The organism is Nonomuraea sp. NPDC048881, assembly GCF_040649795.1.
Classification (GTDB): domain Bacteria; phylum Actinomycetota; class Actinomycetes; order Streptosporangiales; family Streptosporangiaceae; genus Nonomuraea.
In genome coordinates this window covers 391,844-407,838 of the sequence record NZ_JBEZGC010000002.1, presented here as the reverse complement: position 1 = coordinate 407,838, position 15,995 = coordinate 391,844, and the positions used below count along the sequence as shown (strand labels likewise).

12 protein-coding genes are annotated in these 15,995 nt (G+C 72.9%); 8 read left to right on the top strand and 4 right to left on the bottom strand.

Annotated elements, in window-relative coordinates; all coding sequences use genetic code 11:
* Positions 1-47 precede the first annotated feature (47 nt).
* Positions 48-1,007 carry a ferrochelatase gene (locus tag AB0C33_RS07450; RefSeq protein ID WP_358284607.1) on the top strand — a complete coding sequence of 320 codons (960 nt, stop codon included), beginning with the start codon at positions 48-50 and terminating at the stop codon, positions 1,005-1,007.
* Here the strand turns inward: AB0C33_RS07450 and AB0C33_RS07445 are convergent.
* On the bottom strand, positions 998-2,185 hold the full coding sequence (locus AB0C33_RS07445) for a lytic transglycosylase domain-containing protein (protein ID WP_358284604.1): 1,188 nt from the start codon (positions 2,183-2,185) through the stop codon (positions 998-1,000). The two genes, AB0C33_RS07450 and AB0C33_RS07445, sit on opposite strands and share 10 nt — an antisense overlap.
* 143 nt (positions 2,186-2,328) lie before the next feature.
* Between AB0C33_RS07445 and AB0C33_RS07440 the strand changes: the two genes are divergently transcribed.
* The 3 genes from AB0C33_RS07440 to AB0C33_RS07430 are packed head-to-tail and all read left to right on the top strand — an operon-like array spanning position 2,329 to position 5,580.
* The gene (locus AB0C33_RS07440) at positions 2,329-3,480 is read left to right on the top strand and encodes an MFS transporter (protein ID WP_358284602.1); all 1,152 of its coding nucleotides are present in this window, start codon (positions 2,329-2,331) and stop codon (positions 3,478-3,480) included.
* Positions 3,481-3,535: 55 nt separating this feature from the next.
* Complete coding sequence (locus tag AB0C33_RS07435; protein WP_358284600.1) at positions 3,536-4,258, top strand: polysaccharide deacetylase family protein; 723 nt, start codon at positions 3,536-3,538, stop codon at positions 4,256-4,258.
* Between the two features lie 44 nt (positions 4,259-4,302).
* Complete coding sequence (locus AB0C33_RS07430) at positions 4,303-5,580, top strand: D-arabinono-1,4-lactone oxidase (RefSeq protein ID WP_358284598.1); 1,278 nt, start codon at positions 4,303-4,305, stop codon at positions 5,578-5,580.
* On the opposite strand, the gene AB0C33_RS07425 is transcribed toward AB0C33_RS07430, so the two are convergent.
* A complete protein-coding gene (locus tag AB0C33_RS07425; protein WP_358284596.1) occupies positions 5,577-6,488 on the bottom strand; it encodes a hypothetical protein in 912 nt (303 codons plus the stop codon). The genes AB0C33_RS07430 and AB0C33_RS07425 overlap by 4 nt on opposite strands.
* 113 nt (positions 6,489-6,601) lie before the next feature.
* On the opposite strand from AB0C33_RS07425, the gene AB0C33_RS07420 reads away from it, so the two are divergent.
* Positions 6,602-7,588: a S8 family serine peptidase gene (locus AB0C33_RS07420; RefSeq protein ID WP_358284594.1), complete on the top strand. Its 987-nt coding sequence runs from the start codon at positions 6,602-6,604 to the stop codon at positions 7,586-7,588.
* A 161-nt stretch (positions 7,589-7,749) separates the two neighbouring features.
* Positions 7,750-10,587 carry a septation protein SepH gene (gene sepH / locus AB0C33_RS07415; RefSeq protein ID WP_358284592.1) on the top strand — a complete coding sequence of 946 codons (2,838 nt, stop codon included), beginning with the start codon at positions 7,750-7,752 and terminating at the stop codon, positions 10,585-10,587.
* A 100-nt stretch (positions 10,588-10,687) separates the two neighbouring features.
* Here sepH and AB0C33_RS07410 read toward each other — a convergent pair whose 3' ends face one another.
* Entirely contained in the window at positions 10,688-12,139 is a 1,452-nt protein-coding gene (locus tag AB0C33_RS07410) for a PH domain-containing protein (RefSeq protein WP_358284590.1), read from the bottom strand.
* A 77-nt stretch (positions 12,140-12,216) separates the two neighbouring features.
* The gene (locus tag AB0C33_RS07405; RefSeq protein ID WP_358284587.1) at positions 12,217-12,738 is read right to left on the bottom strand and encodes a PH domain-containing protein; all 522 of its coding nucleotides are present in this window, start codon (positions 12,736-12,738) and stop codon (positions 12,217-12,219) included.
* A gap of 1,063 nt (positions 12,739-13,801) precedes the next feature.
* Between AB0C33_RS07405 and AB0C33_RS07400 the strand changes: the two genes are divergently transcribed.
* Together AB0C33_RS07400 and AB0C33_RS07395 are read left to right on the top strand one after the other, a co-directional pair.
* On the top strand, positions 13,802-14,371 hold the full coding sequence (locus AB0C33_RS07400; protein WP_358284585.1) for a YbhB/YbcL family Raf kinase inhibitor-like protein: 570 nt from the start codon (positions 13,802-13,804) through the stop codon (positions 14,369-14,371).
* A gap of 199 nt (positions 14,372-14,570) precedes the next feature.
* A complete protein-coding gene (locus AB0C33_RS07395) occupies positions 14,571-15,974 on the top strand; it encodes a hypothetical protein (protein ID WP_358284583.1) in 1,404 nt (467 codons plus the stop codon).
* Positions 15,975-15,995 lie beyond the last annotated feature (21 nt).

The window sequence follows — 15,995 nt, the reverse complement described above, 5'->3', positions numbered from 1 at the left end:
ACCCTCCCTCGGGCCGGACCGCCCGCTCTCCTGACTAGGCTTGACACGTGGCTGATTACGACGCTCTGCTCGTCCTGTCGTTCGGCGGCCCCGAGGGTCCCGACGACGTGCTGCCGTTCCTGGAGAACGTCGTGCGGGGGCGCGGCGTGCCGCGCGAGCGGCTGCTCGCGGTGGCCGAGCACTACCAGGGGTTCGGCGGCGTCAGCCCGATCAACCGGCAGAACCGCGAGCTGGTCGAGGCGCTGGGCCCGGTCGCGGGCGTGCCGGTCTACTGGGGCAACCGCAACTGGCACCCCTTCGGCGAGGACACCGTGCGGCGGATGGCGGCCGACGGCGTGCGCCGGGCCGCCGTCTTCGCCACCTCGGCGTTCGCCGGATATTCGAGCTGCCGCCAGTACTACGAGGACATCGCCAGGATCTCCGTCGAGGGCGGCCCCGAGCTGATCAAGATGCGGCACTTCGGCGACCACCCGGGGTTCGTCGCGGCGATGGCCGACCACACGCGCCAGGCGCTGGAGCGGCTGGGCCGCCAGGACGCCCGGCTGGTGTTCACCGCCCACAGCATCCCGGTGTCGATGGCCGAGACCGCCGGCCCCTCGGGCGGCCTGTACGAGTCCCAGCTCCGCCGCAGCGCCGAGCTGGTCAACCAGGCGCTGGGCCGCGAGGAGCCCTGGCACCTGGTGTGGCAGTCGCGCAGCGGCCCCCCGCAGGTGCCGTGGCTGGAGCCCGACGTGTGCGACTTCCTGCGCAAGACGGACGCCGGCTCGGTCGTGCTGGTGCCGATCGGGTTCGTCTCCGACCACATGGAGGTCGTCTACGACCTCGACACCGAGGCCCGGCAGGTGGCCGCCGAGCTGGGCCTGCCGATGGAGCGCGCGGCGACGGCCGGCACCCATCCGGCGTTCGTGCACATGGTCAGGGAGCTGATGGACGAGCCGGAGCCCGTCGCGTGCCCGCTCACCTGCTGCCCGCGTCCGGTCCGGCCCGGCGGGCGGCCTCAGGCGTAGGTGCGGGCGTACGCCTCGGCGATGCCCATGACCTTGTCCACGTAGTCCCACGAGTGGTTGTAGAACCAGATCGACTTGCGCAGCTTCGCGCCGCCCTTGCCCGCGCCGTTGGCGCACAGGTAGTTGGCGGCGCCGGGCACCGCGTCGTAGGGGCTCCAGATGTCGGCCTTGCCGTCGCCGTCGCCGTCCACGCCGTAGTGCTTCCAGGTGGCGGGCATGAACTGCATCGGCCCCAGGGCGCCCGCGCTGGAGGGGCCGTTGTTGCGGCCGTGGCTGCTCTCGACCTGGCCGATGGCCGCCAGCACCGTCCAGGACAGGCCGGGGCAGCGGGTGGCGGCGGCCTTGTAGAGGTCGAGGTAGCTGTTCGGGCGGCCGACGGTGACCGGCTGCTGTTGTTGTCGCTGCGGTTGCTGCTGCTGTTGCCGCTGGGTGCGGCTGGCCGCGTCGAGCACGACGACCTGCGCGCCCTTGCCGAGCAGCCGCCGCACGCCGGCCTCGGCGATCGTGCCCGGCTTGCCGTGCAGCAGCACCGCGACGCCCTTCGCGAAGCCGAGCGACCTGCCCACCTCCAGGCTGACCAGGCCGTCCACGCCGGAGAGCCCGAGCGTGGCCGAGGCCGCGACCCGGAGTCTCGGGCCGCCGTCCACCTGGTACATCGCGCCGAGGATCATGCCGTACCTGCGCGTCGTGCCGGCCTCGGCGACCAGCTCGCCCCTGGCCAGCGCGCTCCAGACGGCGGGCTGGTCGGCGACGGGCTGGGGCGTCCAGGAGCGGAAGTCGGCCGGGTCGACGGCCAGCAGGTTGAGCGACGTGCCGGCGACCTTGACCGCGCCGGCGTCCACGACGGCGGCCTTCTGCACGTGCTTGAGCGCGCCCAGAGCGAGCCTGGTCCGCCGGGAGACCGTGGCGGGCGCGATCGCCAGCACGCGCGGCGGCGTCACGGTGACGCCCGGCCCGCCCTGGCCGAAATCCTTGACCGGAGCCGTCGTGGGTACGAGCTGGTCGAGGCGGGGAGCGGCCTCCGGAACCGCGCGGGTGATCGGCCTGCGCACCGGCTCCTGGGCCGTTCTGACCAGGTCATCGCCCATGAGCACGACGACTCCCCCGGCCACGGCGGTGACCACGAGCACGCCGAGGACCATGAGCAGGACCGCGCGGAGAGAGGGAAGACCGGACATCAGCCACACGTTAACCCACTCACCGGAAATATCACTTGCCATCCGGACAGACGGTGCGCCATCGTGGGGGCGCCAAGTAAGGGGGAAACAGCGTGGTCGGGCCTTACCGGGGATTGTTCAACGGGCCCGGAGTCAAAGGATTCGTGCTGGCCGGGTTCGTCGGCCGGATGCCGATGTCCATGCTCGGCATCGGCGTCGTGCTGCTGATCTCCACCGTCACCGGGTCCTTCGCCACCGCCGGCGCGGTCGGCGCCACCACCAACGTGGCCTTCGCGATCGCGGCGCCGCTGTCGGGGCGGCTGGTGGACAGGTTCGGCCAGAACCGGGTGATCGCCCCCTTCTCGGTGGTCAACGCGCTGGCGATGGCCGCGCTGATGCTCAGCGCCGCGCTCGGCCTGCCCGAGTGGACCCTGTACGTCTCCGGCCTGCTGATCGGCGCGTCCTCCCTGTCCATCGGGTCGATGGTGCGGGCCCGCTGGTCCACGATCCACGGCGGCACCGGGACGCTGCACACCGCCTTCGCCTTCGAGTCCGTGGCCGACGAGGTCGTCTTCGTCACCGGGCCCGCGCTCGTCACCGTGCTGGCCACCGCGATCAACCCGTACGCGGGGCTGCTGGTCGCGCTGGTGTGCATGCTCGGCGGCTGCCTGGCCCTGGCGGCGCAGCGGCGTACGCAGCCGCCCGTGCAACCGGTCAGGACGGCCGGCGGCACGCCCATCCTGATCCCCGGCATCGCCCTGCTGGCGTGCGTCTACCTCGGGCTCGGCGCGGTGTTCGGCTCGGTGGACCTGATCATGGTCGCCTTCGCCGAGGAGCACGGCGTGAAGGGCGCCTCGGGATTCCTGCTGGCGGCGTTCGCGGGCGGGTCGATGGTGTCGGGGCTGTGGTTCGGCTCGCGGGAGTGGCGGATCTCGCTGCGCGCCCGGTTCATCCGCGCGCTGGGCGTGTTCGTGGTGGGCCTGCTGCCGATCCTGCTCGTGGACGACCCGTGGATCATGGCCGCCGTGGCGTTCGTGGCCGGTCTGGCCATCTCGCCGACGCTCATCACCGGGTTCTCGCTCACCGAGCGGCTGGTCCCGCCGTCCCTGCTCACCGAGGGCATGGCCTGGATCTCCACCTCGATCGGGTTCGGCGTGGCGATCGGCGCGTGGGCGGGCGGGCAGCTCACCGACACCGTCGGCGCGTCCAGCGCGTTCGGCTTCGCCGTGTGCGCGGCGCTCCTGGCGGCGGTCGTGGGCGTCGGAGGTTCGGGTTTGCTGAGACTTCCGGAAGCGCCTTCACCCCTGAAGAGCTGATCCGCTACGGTCGGGAGTTATCCCTCGCAACACCCATCACACCGGAAGCTTTGCTATGTCCCGACAAATCACTTCACTTCTAGCTATCGCGGCAGTTTGCGTCACCCTGGCGCCCGCGCCCGCGTTCGCCCAGACGCCGAAGAAGGCCGAGGTCGATTGCGAGCAGGTCAAGTGCATCGCGCTGACCTTCGACGACGGGCCCGGCCAGTACGCGGGCACCCTGCTGGACACCCTCAAGAAGTACAACGCCAAGGCGACGTTCTTCCTGGAGGGCCAGTACGTGAACAGCCGCCCGGCCTTCGTCAAGCGCATGGTCACCGAGGGCCACGAGGTGGGCAACCACAGCTACAAGCACCCCGACTTCACCAAGATCGACGCCGGGGTCATCAGAAGCGAGATCAAGAAGACCCAGGACGCGGTCAAGAAGGCGGCGGGCGTCGAGCCCAAGCTGCTGCGCCCGCCGTACGGGCTGGCCGACATCCAGGTGTCGGACGTCGCGACCGAGTTCGGCATGCCCATGATCCTGTGGACGGCCGGCTCGCACGACTGGGACACCAAGAACGTCGAGGCCATCAAGAAGAAGACCCTTGAGGTGGCCGAGCGCGACGGCATCATCCTCATGCACGACTGGGTCAAGCAGACCGTGGACGCCATGCCCTCGATCGTCAAGTCGCTGCAGGCGAAGGGGTACCAGCTGGTCACGGTCTCCGACGTGATCAAGCAGCAGAACCTGCAGCCCGGTCAGATTTTCCCGGTTCCCGAAGGCTGGGAGAAGTGAGTATCGTTCACGTTTAATCGGAACGACGCTCGGAGGGGCGCCTCATGGTCTTCACTAACTGGGCCGGGAATCAGACGGGCGCCCCTGCCGAGGTGCGCACCCCCGCGAGCGTGGCGGACGTCGTCCAGGCCGTGCGGGACGCCTCGGCCGCCGGGCGCCGCCTGCGCATGGTCGGCACGGGCCACTCCTTCACCGGGGTGGCCCTCACCGACGGGATCATGCTCCGCCCCGAGGGGCTGAGCGGCATCAGGTCCGCCGGCGAGGGCCGCGTCACGGTGCTGGCCGGCACGCCGCTCAAGGTGCTGAACGAGTTGCTCGACCAGCGCGGGCTGGCCCTGGCCAACATGGGCGACATCACCGAGCAGACCGTCGCCGGCGCGATCCAGACCGGCACCCACGGCACCGGGCGCGACAGCGGCGGCCTGGCCGACCAGGTCACCGAGCTGGAGCTGGTGCTCGCCGACGGCTCGGTCGCCACGGCCGTGCCCGGCGAGGACCTGTTCGACGCGGCCCGGGTCGGCCTCGGGGCGCTGGGCGTGCTGACGGCCGTGACGTTCCGGGTGGAGCCCGCGTTCCTGCTGCGCAACCGCCGGCGCAGGATGACGCTCACCGACATCCTCTCCTCGCTCGACTCGCTGACCTCGGCCAACGAGCACCTCGACTTCTTCTGGCTGCCGCACACCGACGCCTGCCTGGTCAAGACCAACAACAGGGACGCGGGCCCGGCCAGGCCGCCGAGCCCGTTCAAGCACTGGCTGGACAACGTGTTCCTGGAGAACACCGTCTTCGGCGCCGCCTGCGCCGTCGGCGGGCGGCGTCCGGCGCTGATCCCGCGGATCAACGCGATCAGCGCGGCGGCCCTCGGCGACTCGGAGGCGGTGGACACCTCGTACAAGGTGTTCACCGCCCGCCGGGACGTGCGGTTCCTGGAGATGGAGTACGCCGTGCCGCGCGAGCACCTGGCCCAGGCGCTGCGCGAGACCCGCGACCTGATCGACAGGATGGACTGGAAGATCACCTTCCCCGTCGAGGTGCGCGTCACGCCGCCCAGCGACGCCTGGCTGTCCACCGCGTACGGCCGCGACTCGGCCTACGTCGCCTGCCACATCTACCGGCCCACGCCCAACCCCGCCTACTTCGAGGGCGTGGAGGAGATCATGAACCGGCTGGACGGCCGGCCGCACTGGGGCAAGATGCACACCCGGGACGCCGCGTACCTGCGCAAGGTCTACCCCCGCTTCGACGACTTCGTCGCGCTGCGCGACCGGCTGGACCCGCGCCGGGTGTTCACCAACGACTACCTCGACGTGGTGCTCGGCTAGCGCCCCTCCTGCTGCGCCGGCGGCTCGTCCGGCTGCGTCGTGGCCGGGGGCGCGCTGGACTGCTGCTCACCCGGGTCGGGACGCTCCTGCTCCTCCTCGCCGGGCCCGGGCGTCTCGGGGACGGGCTCGACCGTGTCCGTGGGAGTGGGCGTCGGCGTGCCGCTCGGACTCGGCTCGCCGGTCCCTGACGGCGGCGGAGTGCGCGGCGTGTCCGTGGGCGTCGGGGTGGGGGTCGGGGTCGGCGACCGCGTCGGACCGATCGGCCGGTCGTCGCGGTCCTGGCGGTCGTGCCCCTGATCCTTGACGGGGGCGCGCTGCTGCTCCTTCACCGGCGTCTGCCCGCCGGTGACCCGCTCGTGCAGCGTCCGGTGGTCGAGGGCCTGGAAGGCGAGGATGCCGCCCATGCTGACCGCGAACACCAGCGCGGCCGCGACCGCCATCTTCAGCCACGGCAGCCCGCCGCGCCCGGCGGGCTCGGCGACCGGCATGACCAGCGTGTCATTCCCCTGGCCGCCGCCTCCCCGGACGGCGTGCGCGGCGGTCTGCTCCCCCGCGGCCCGGGCGGCGTGCGCGGCGGTCCCTTCCCCTGCGGCCCTGGTGGCGTGCGCGGCGGTCTCCTCGCCCGCGGCCGGGGTGGCGTTCGCCGCGGCGGCGAGCAGGCCCTGCCCCTCCTCCTGCTCCTCGCGCCACGCGGACAGCGTGTGCTGCTTGACCCGGTCGCCGGTGCGCTTGAGATAGTGCGTATAGACGGCACTGGCCACCGTGCTCGCGATGCTGACCACGGCGGCGCCGATCACGGTGCCCGCCACCCCGAGGTAGGAGGCGGCCACCGCGGCGGTGACGGCGGCGAGGGCGCTCCCGAGGATCTGTGGCACGCTCAGCTCGAACTTCCGCTGCTCGCCGGTCATCCCCCGGATCAGTCCCCTCTGGTCATGCGTACGGTAAAGAGCTTCCTCGTGAATAGACGCGAGCGCGTGTCCCGTTGTTCCTGTGACCTGCGCGACAGGCATCCTCGTAACTCGTGCCCCGACGATTCGGCCTACCCTCCGTCTACCTCGCCGCGGCCGTGGCGACGGCCGCGACGACCGCTGTCCCTCTCGCCATGACGCCCGCCTCCGGACTCGCCCTGCGCCCCTCGGCCTCCGAGCCCACCCGGCCCTACATCGTCACGGCGCGCAGCCGCGCGGACGCCCGGGATCTCGTCGCGGAGGTGAGATGGCGGGTACGGCGTTACTACACCGAGGCTCTGCCGGGTTTCGCCACCTTCCTCACCGTCGGCGAGCTGGCCGAGCTCAGATCCGATCGCCGGGTCCTGGCCGTCGAGCCCGACCGCGAGATCCACGCCATGCCCGGCGACGCCCCCGCCCCCGCCCCCGACATGGACGCCGACACGGCCACCGACACGGCCACCGACTCGGGCGCCGGCTCGGGCGCGGGCACGACCGTGTTCGTCGTGGACACCGGCGTCGACGTCGCCCGGGCCGAGTTCGGCGACCGGGCCTGGCGCGCCTTCGACGCCACCGGCGGCACCGGGCGCGACTGCGGCGGGCACGGCACGCGCGTGGCCAGGGCCGTCGCCTCGCGGGCGCCGGAGGCCAGGATCGCCTCGGTGCGGGTGCTCGGCTGCGCGGGGTCGGGCTCGCTGGCCGACGTGCTGGCCGGGCTCGACTGGATCCGGCGGCACGCGCGCGGCCCGTCCGTCGTCACGCTCGCCGCCGACGGGGCCGACTCGCCCGCGCTCGGCGCCGCCGTACGGTCGCTGGTGCGCTCGGGGGTGTTCGTCGTGGGCGCGGCCGACTCGGGCTGGTGCCAGGTTTCCTCCGGCGGGCAGGCGTTCTCGGCGGGCGCCCCGTATCTCGCCGCCGCCGCGGCGCGTCTTCTCGAACGCCGTCCCGACGCCGCCCCCTCCCTTGTCGCGAGTTCGCTGAAGTGCACAACAGCACGCGCCGCGATTCGCCAGAATCCGTCGAGGAGCTCTAACCTCCTCATGCACAGCGGCGGGCGTTAGAGGAAATGGAATCCACAAATGTGACCGGCGTCACATCGCCCCCGGGGCTTCCCAGGAAGGCGATGTTCGGACATGCCGGGTACGGTGCTGGCAGGCAACCGGCACACGCGAGAGACTCAAGGGTCCGGGGGAAGAATGGCGACGCTGACGAAGGGACTCGCATGCAGGAGCTCCGACTCGTCGCGGTGAGTGAGGACGGCACCTATCTCGTGCTGGCTACTGCCGGGCGAGGTACGCGCTTCACCCTTCCCGTGGACGACCGGCTCCGTGCTGCCGTCCGCGGCAACTTCTCCCGTCTCGGCCAGTACGAGATCGAAGTGGAGAGCCCGTTGCGCCCCAAGGAGATCCAGGCACGCATCCGCGCCGGAGAGACAGCGGAAGAGATCGCCGCGACCGCCGGGATCCCGGTCGAACGAGTCCGCTGGTTCGAGGGCCCGGTGCTGCAGGAGCGGGAGTACGTCGCCCAGCAGGCGCAGCGCGTCGCCGTCCGCATGCCCGGGGAGACCGCGCCCGGTCCCACCCTCGGCGAGCTGGTGGCCGAGCGGCTGACCAGGCGCGGCGTGCCCACCGACGAGATCGACTGGGACTCCGCCAAGCGCGACGACGGCCTGTGGCGGGTCAAGCTCGGCTACGTCTGGAACGGTCACACGCGCCACGCCGAATGGCTCTTCGACCCGCGCAAGCGCCACGTCTCCCCGCACGACGACGAGGCCATGCGCCTGTCGTCGGCCGACTTCGATCCCGAGCCCGCCGTGGTGGAGGACACCACGGTCACGCCGTTCGCGCCGCGGGTGGCCAAGCTGCAGCCGGTGCCGCCGCTCGCCTCCGACCCGCTGCCGTTCCCCTCGGTCGTGCGCCGCGAGCCGGAGGAACCGGCCGTCGGCTACACCCCGCCGCCCAGGCCCGCCGACACCGGCGGCTACGGCCGCGGCCCCGACCTGCCGGGGCGTGACCTCGCGGGACGCGACGTCTCCGGGCGTGACGTGCCGTTCGATCGGCCGTCCCCGGGGCGGGAGAGCGCGTCGGACGGCTCGTCGTCCCTGCCCGAGAGCAGCCGCGCCCCCTTCCGGGGCGAGGGCTTCCACCCGGACCCGTCCCGTGCCGAGGGGCAGCGCGGGGAGCGTGGGGAGCGCGCTGAGGGGCAGCGCGGGGAGACCGCAGGCCGCGAGACCGGCTTCAGCCGCTCTCCGGACGCCTCCTCCCGCCGCGGCGGCACGTCACCGTGGCTGCCCGACTTCGGCTCGGGCCGCTCGGGCGAGCGCGACGACTCCATCTACGCGCCCACCACCCCGCCGCCCTCCCGCCCGCTCGCCTCCCACCCGTCACCCGCCGAACCCACGACATCCACCCAGCCCCCCGCCGCCCCGGACCTCCGCACGCAGCCACCCGCCGCCCCGAACTTCGGTACGCCGCCGCCTGCTGCCTCGGACTTCCGTACGCCGCCGCCTGCGACCCCGGCACCTGGCACACAGCTGCCGGCCGGCCCGTCGCTGGATGGGGAACCGTCGGTCAGTCCGTCGCCGGGTGCGCAGCAGCCTGCCGCTTCGGAGTCCGGCGTCCAGTCGCCCGCCGCTTCGGAGGCCGGCGCTCAGTCACCTGCCGCTTCGGAGGCCGGCCTCCAGTCGCCCGCCGCTTCGGAGGCTCTTGGTCGGCAGGCGGCGGTGTCCGCTCCCGAGGTCGCCGCCACGTCGGCGGCTCCTGAGGTCCTGCCGACGTCGGCCGGTGCTGAAGGGCCGGTGACGCCGCCGTCCTCGCCGACGGCCGCCGGGGAGGGCACGGCCCAGCCCGCCACCTCGACACCCGCCACCTCGACGCCCGCCGCCGCGGCGCCCGTCCAGCCGGAGCCCTCCGCCACGTCCGACGTGCAGCAGGAGACCGCGGCCACCACGGAGGCCCAGCCGACGGGCTCGGCCGTGGATGCTCAGCACTCCACGACGCCGGAGGCCGACACCACGTCCGTCTCCGCCACGCCCGAGACCGACACCACCGGTTCTCCCGCGCCCGAAGACGCCGCCACCACCTCCGACACCGGCGATGCCCAGGTCACCACGCCTGAGGCAAGCGACTCCGCCGCGCCCTCGTCGGACGCCTCGACGGCCGGTGCGACGACCGGTGCGACGGACGTCCCGGACGCCGCTGCGGAGGCTTCCTCCGCCGCATCCACCGAAACGCCCACGGTGGCCACCACCGACTCCACGCCCGCCACCACCGAGGCGACCGCCTCGGACGTGACGTCAAGCGCACCGACCGCCGCGGAGCCCGCGCCCAAGACGCCCGGATCCACCGAGCCGGAGGACGCGACGACCGCGCCGACCGCGGCAACCCCGGCAGCCGCCGAGGACTCCCCGGAAGCCGGCACGACCGCCGAGGCGGAGGCCACCCCTCAGGCCGAGCCGGCCCCGACCGAGACGGCGACGCCCGACGCACCCGCCGCCGAGACAGCTGCAGCCCAGGACGCACCGGCCGACGAGCCCTCAGCCGCCACCTCGCAGGACGCACCGGCCGACGAGCCCTCAGCCGCCACCTCGCAGGACGCGCCGGCCGACGAGACCGACCAAGAATCCTCGACCGTTCCGGAGCCGGCTGCCGCGACGTCCCCGGACGCCGAGCAGGAGCGCCCGGCGACGGCATCGGAGCCCGCCGCCCTGGACGTGCCCGCCGAGGACGTGCCTGCCCAGGACGTGGCCGTGCCGGAGGCGTCCGTGCCGGAAGCGCCCGAGGAGGCGCCCGAGGAGGTGGCGGAGAAGGTCGAGGTGGTCGAGAAGAAGGCGCCCGCGCCCAGGCCCAAGCCTGGCCCCGGCGCGTCCAAGGGCACCCCGCCGGTCCCGGCCGCGCGTCCCGGCAAGGACGACGCCAAGGGCCCCGGCAAGGACGACGTCCCGGTGCCCTCTCCGCCGCCCGCTCCGGCCGCGCGTCAGGCGCGCAAGAATTCGCGGGGCCGCCGAGCCTCCGTGCCGACGTGGGACGAGATCATGTTCGGCGCCCGCCGCCAGGACTGACCCCCACCCGATCAAGCGACCACAGGCCGCGCCCACCTCGACAGGAGGGCGCGGCCTCGGTCGTTCAAGAAGGAAGTACCGCGGTGTTCGGCGGAGGCGTTCAGTCCTGGGGCGGGACGGTGTGGGGCCGCATGAACGGGGCCAGCCACTCCGGCGTCACCTCGGCGGGGAACGCCGCGCCCTGAGCCTCCGAGACGTCCAGCGCGTCGTAGCCGCCCTTGCCCGCTCCGACCCCCGCGATCAGCGTCAGCACCCCGGCCCGTCGCTGGAACCAGGTCTGGCGCAGCCGCCAGCCCACCACGGCCCGGCGTTCGATCACCGCCTCGGCACGGCGCAACGATCCCGACCGGACCGCCAGCCGGGCGCCGTCGTAGCCGTGGCCCAGGGAGGCGTACCGGTCGAGGCCCAGGAACACCCCAGCGCCCGCCAGGAGCAACGCCAGGACCGTCAGGATCCACCAGAGCATCATTCCTGTGGCCCACGCCCCGGCGGCGCTCAGCGTGGCCAGGAGGAGCCAGGGGAAGACCGCCCGGAACAGACGGCGGTTGCGGGCGATCGGCGGATGGGCGCGAAGGGTGGAGCGGAAGGGGCCCACGGCGTCGGCGGTGACGCCGACGGCGACCTGGCGCGGCACGTCGGGCAACAGCTGCCCGCGCGTCTCGGAGTCGCCGAGCCCGGTCACGATCGCCCAGACGCGTACGACCCCGGCCAGGCGTTCGGCCAGGCCGTCGACGATCTCGTAGCCGCGCACCCGCCGGGACTCCAGCGACACGCTGCGCCGGTTGATCAGCCCGCGTTCGGCCACGAGGTAGCCGTCGCGGCGGGTGAGCCTGAAGTCCCAGTTGAAGACCGCGTACATCACGCCGCCGACGAACGGCATGGCGACGACCAGCAGCAGCGCCACGACGAGCAGCAGGTAGGGGTGCTCCCACAGCCACTCCCCCGCGCTCCAGGCGGCGTCCTGGCCGAAGCCCAGGTCGTCGCCCCACTGGAAGGCCAGCCCCACCGCGCCGCCGGCGAGCGCGAACGGCGTGAGCAGGTACGCTCCGGACAGCGGCCCGTACAGGAGCCACCGGCGCGGGACGGCGATGATCGGCCGGTTCACGGGCGCGGGGCCGGGCCCGGGGATGTGCTCGGCCTCCCTGACCTGGACGGCGCGGCGCAGCAGCACCGCCTTGAGGCGTTCGGCCTCGCCCAGCGTGACGCCGTCGAGCGCGGCCTCCTCGTCGTCGCCGCTCGCGCCCGTGTCGACCTTGAGCACGGCCAGCCCGAGAATGCGGTGCATGGGCGGCGTGGACACGTCGACGCCGCGCACCCGTTCCAGCGGGATGGTCCGGATCGAGCGGCTGATGAGCGACCGCTTGGTCTCCAGGCGGTCGCCGACGATCTCGTACGTGAAGGTGGCCCAGCGGATGACCGCGAACACGACGGTGCCGACGACGCCGAACGCCGCCCATGCGTACGACCTGGCCGAGAAGCCGCCCACGAACAGCACGCCGACCAGGGGCAGCAGCAGCGAGGGCAGCATGCGTACCGGGTCGATGAGCAGCACTTTGGGGCTCAGCCGCCTGGGTGCGGGGGGCGGGGGCGGCGGAGGAGGCAGAGAGGGCGGTGGTGGTGGCGGCTGGGTCACGTGGCGTCGTCCCTGAGCTCTTCGGCGCGGTGGGCGAGCCGTTCGGCGAGCCCGGCCGCCACCTCGAAGTCGAGGCCCTTGATCGTGGACGAGCCCGCGTGCGAGGCGGTGCGGATCTCCAGCGTGGCCAGGCCGAGCAGCCGTTCCATCCACCCCTGGCCCTTGTCGACCGTCTGGATGCGGCTCACCGGCACGAACACCCATTCCCTGGTCAGGAACCCCGACCTGGCGTAGACGACGTCGCCCGACAACTCCCAGCGGTGGACGGCGTACCTGATGAACGGCTCCGCCGCCAGGAACGGCGTCAGCACGACCCCGACCACCAGCGGCAACAACCAGGAACGCGCGGCGAACCAGGACGGCACCCACGACCAGCCGCTGCCGCCCACCCACCCGGCCACCACGGCCGAACCGCCCACGAAGAGCACGAATCCGATCGCCGCCTGCAGCAACCACAGGCGGCGGGCCTTGGGCGAGACGCGGTGCGCGGGGTCACGCAGTGGGCCTTTTGACGTCACAAGAACCAGCTTAGGGCGCACGCCCCGAAAGACGATCTGACCCCGACCCCAAGATCTCTCCCATCCCCGGCACGGCTGCCAAGGCCACCCACGAGAGGCATCCCCACAGCCAGGGCCCAGCCGGCCCTCGGGGGGTCCGGAGTCCAGAGCCGGTGAACGGGCGAAAGAGGGTGCCGGTCGGCAGGCCCGAGCCGGCGAGCAGAAGCCAAGGGGCCCGCAAGTCCCGGACCCGAGGGGCCGAGGGACCGGGGGCGGAGGGACGAGGGGCCGAGGGCCCAGGGGCGGAGGGGCTTCCTCTGCTCGGGCCTTGGGAGCGCACGGCCCGCACACGCTGAGAGCACGAGGGCATAGACGACGCTCAGGCTGCTCGGAGGGCCACAGGCCAAGAGCCGAAGGGAGCCCGGCCCGGCCGAGGAGCGCCAGTGCCTGCCACGGCGGCATTGCGCAGGCCCCCGCGTGCACCGCCCGGCGGCAGGTAAAGATCGGACGGGCGGCGCGGCGTGTCGGACGGCCGGCCGGGGGCGGCGGGTGCATGCTCGGTGGCGGCCGGCCGCAGGCTGTCGAGCTGGGCCACGTCGGCGGCGCCACGTTCGTGCCATCCAGGCCCGGCGGCGCGTTACCGCACCACGCGCGAAACGCCCTCACGAAGCGTGGCAGCCGCCGTCCGCCCCGCAAGCCGCAGCGACGCGGCAGCCACCCCCGGCTCGCAAGCCATAGGCAGCCGCCGCCCTTCCGCAGGGCGCAGCCACCTGGGCAACCGCACCCCCGCGCAAAGCACATCTGCCTCGTCCGGCGCATCTGAATTTTGCGTGCCGGGCGCCGTCCGAAACCATGCCCGTTTTGTCCTGTGAGCTCGCGCGCCGCGACCGCGCCGCCCGCCCCAGGGAACAGGCAGGCCAGGAAGGTCATCGGATCGTCACCCCCGGGCCTCCGCCGACGGCGTCCCTGTGGCCAACTTCACCCCCAGGATCCCCGCGTTCTGGCCGGTTTCGGCTCCTTTACCGACGACCGACCATCGGGAAACGGTCTGCGCACCGCCGAGAGCCGCGTAGCATCATCCGGCATGGGGCTGTGTAACACGGCATCACGTGTGAGGCGGGCCGCTGTCAGTGTGACAGTGGTGGCTTTCGCGCTCACCCTGTCAGGTTGCGCCGCCCTGGGCATCGGAAGATCCCAGGCCAAGGAGATCGCGGAGATCAACGTCTCGAGCCCCGAGTTGCGCGACGGCATGCCGCTGCCGAGCGAGTTCTCCTGCCGAGGCCGCCAGGGCAGCCCGCCGCTGCGCTGGTCCAGCGAACCCTTGCCGAAGGCGAAGTCGATCGCGATCGTGGTCGATTCCCATACTCCCTCCGAATCGGCCGTTCACTGGGTGCTCTACAACATCCCGGCGACCACGACCGAGCTGGGGCCGGGCGCCGCCGAGAGTCCTCCCGAGGGCTCCGGCCAGGCCACGGTGACCAGTGGGAAGGCGGGCTACGAACCGCCCTGCAACACTCCGGGCAGCTATCGGTTCACCGTCTACACGCTGAACGACAAGGTCGGGGCGAAGGAGGGCGGCCTCCCCGAGATCTTGAAGGAGATCGCCGACCACACGATCGCCCGGGGCCGGCTGACGGCGGTGAACATCCAGTGACAGGTCGATCACCGCAGGTAGACCGGATGAACCAATTCTTTGCGTAGGGTGTGACAACTCTCATAGTGGTCCGACAGAATCAGATCCAATTGTTAGGCATTGGTGATCAAAGGGGGCAGATCGCGTCGATGGCCGCGCGATCTCACCGATGCCACAGGGAGGCCATGGCTTTGAGGGTGGTGCAATGATCGCGGTCGTCGTGAGCTTGGTCGCTGTCGTGCTCCTCGTGCTCGTCGTCGTGGCACTGGGCATGCGTTCCATGAACCGCCGGGAGAGCTCTCTCCCTCCGGAACGGCTGAAGGAGATGGCCGAGAAGGAGGAGATGACGCACGCCCGGTCCACCGACGAGTTCGCCGCGCACGAACCGCGCATGGCCAATTTCAGCCCTGACTTCTCCCCGATCGACGAGGTGAAGCCGAAGCCGGTGCGCACCGGCCAGCGTGGCAGGCGGGGCGTCGACGAGTGGGGCAACCCCACCACCGACCACGAGGACGAGGAGTTCTGGGCGAACATCCGCAGCGACGCCGAGGAGGGCGGTTTCGGCGCCGGCGGCACCGTGGCGGCCCGGAAGGGCGCCTCCCGTCCCGTCGAGCGTGAGCAGCCCGCCGAGCGCCGTGAGCGTCCCGCGAAGCCCAAGCCCGTGGCCGCCGCGGCCGACCCCAACGCCGCGACCGTCCAGGCCCCGCTGCCCCAGCGCCAGCCCGCCGCCGCCGCCGCCGCGGCCAACCTCGCCGACCTGGTGGAGCCCGCCAAGCGGCCCACCCCCTCCGCCTCCGACATGGCCGACCAGCGCACGGTGACGTTCGCGGCGCCCACGCCCGACGTGCTCAGCCTCCTCGGCGGCGCCCAGCCGGTCGTGCCGGCCTCCCGCCCCGAGCCCCTGCCCGCGAGCGGCGCCCACCCGGCCGTCCCGGCAGCGGGCGGCTCGTTCCCCGCCAACCCGGCCGCCGGCGGCGGGTCCTACGCGGGCGTCACCTCCAGCGGGTCCTTCCCGGTCGCGCCCGTCGCGCCGATCCACGGCGCGCCGACCAGCGACCCGTTCCCCGCGTACAACAACGCCGCCAACAACGCGGCCGACGCTCTTGAGACCACCTGGACGGGCGTGCCCGCCGCGGCCACCTCCGGCTCCTGGCCCGCCGCCTCGCCCGACATCCTCGACGACCCCTCCCCGGCCTCCTACGGCGGCCCGGCGAGCTCCTGGCCCGCCTTCGTGGAGCAGCCCGCCGCCACCGCCTCGCCGGCCGCCGCGTTCCCGGCCTCGTACGAGGTGCGCGCCGGCTGGGCCGTGGCCGACGACTCCGGCTCGCCCATCACGGGCCCCTCTCCGGCCACCGGCACGCCGACCGTCCCCGCCCGCGCGGTCTCGGCCTACGACGACGTCCTGTCGGCTCCGCCGGTGCCGCCCGCGCCGTCCTCCATCGCGTACGAGACCGGCGACTTCACCGCCGGGTCCGGCCCCGCCTGGCCCGAGCCGCCGTCCGGCACGGCGAACTGGCCGACGTACGGCGGGCAGTCGCAGGGTGCTGCCGCTCCCGGCCAGGCCGACAACGGCGGCGGCCGTCGCCGGGCCCCCGAGCAGGACTACAACGACTACTACCGGTGATCTCCGGCCCCTTACCGAATG

What these genes read in the sequence shown, in the direction of transcription:
- sepH (WP_358284592.1), top strand. Translation starts at nt 7,750, where the DNA reads ATGCAGGAGCTCCGACTCGTCGCGGTGAGTGAGGACGGCACCTATCTC.
- AB0C33_RS07445 (WP_358284604.1), bottom strand. Translation starts at nt 2,185, where the DNA reads ATGTCCGGTCTTCCCTCTCTCCGCGCGGTCCTGCTCATGGTCCTCGGC.
- AB0C33_RS07400 (WP_358284585.1), top strand. Translation starts at nt 13,802, where the DNA reads ATGGGGCTGTGTAACACGGCATCACGTGTGAGGCGGGCCGCTGTCAGT.
- AB0C33_RS07435 (WP_358284600.1), top strand. Translation starts at nt 3,536, where the DNA reads ATGTCCCGACAAATCACTTCACTTCTAGCTATCGCGGCAGTTTGCGTC.
- AB0C33_RS07425 (WP_358284596.1), bottom strand. Translation starts at nt 6,488, where the DNA reads ATGACCGGCGAGCAGCGGAAGTTCGAGCTGAGCGTGCCACAGATCCTC.
- AB0C33_RS07430 (WP_358284598.1), top strand. Translation starts at nt 4,303, where the DNA reads ATGGTCTTCACTAACTGGGCCGGGAATCAGACGGGCGCCCCTGCCGAG.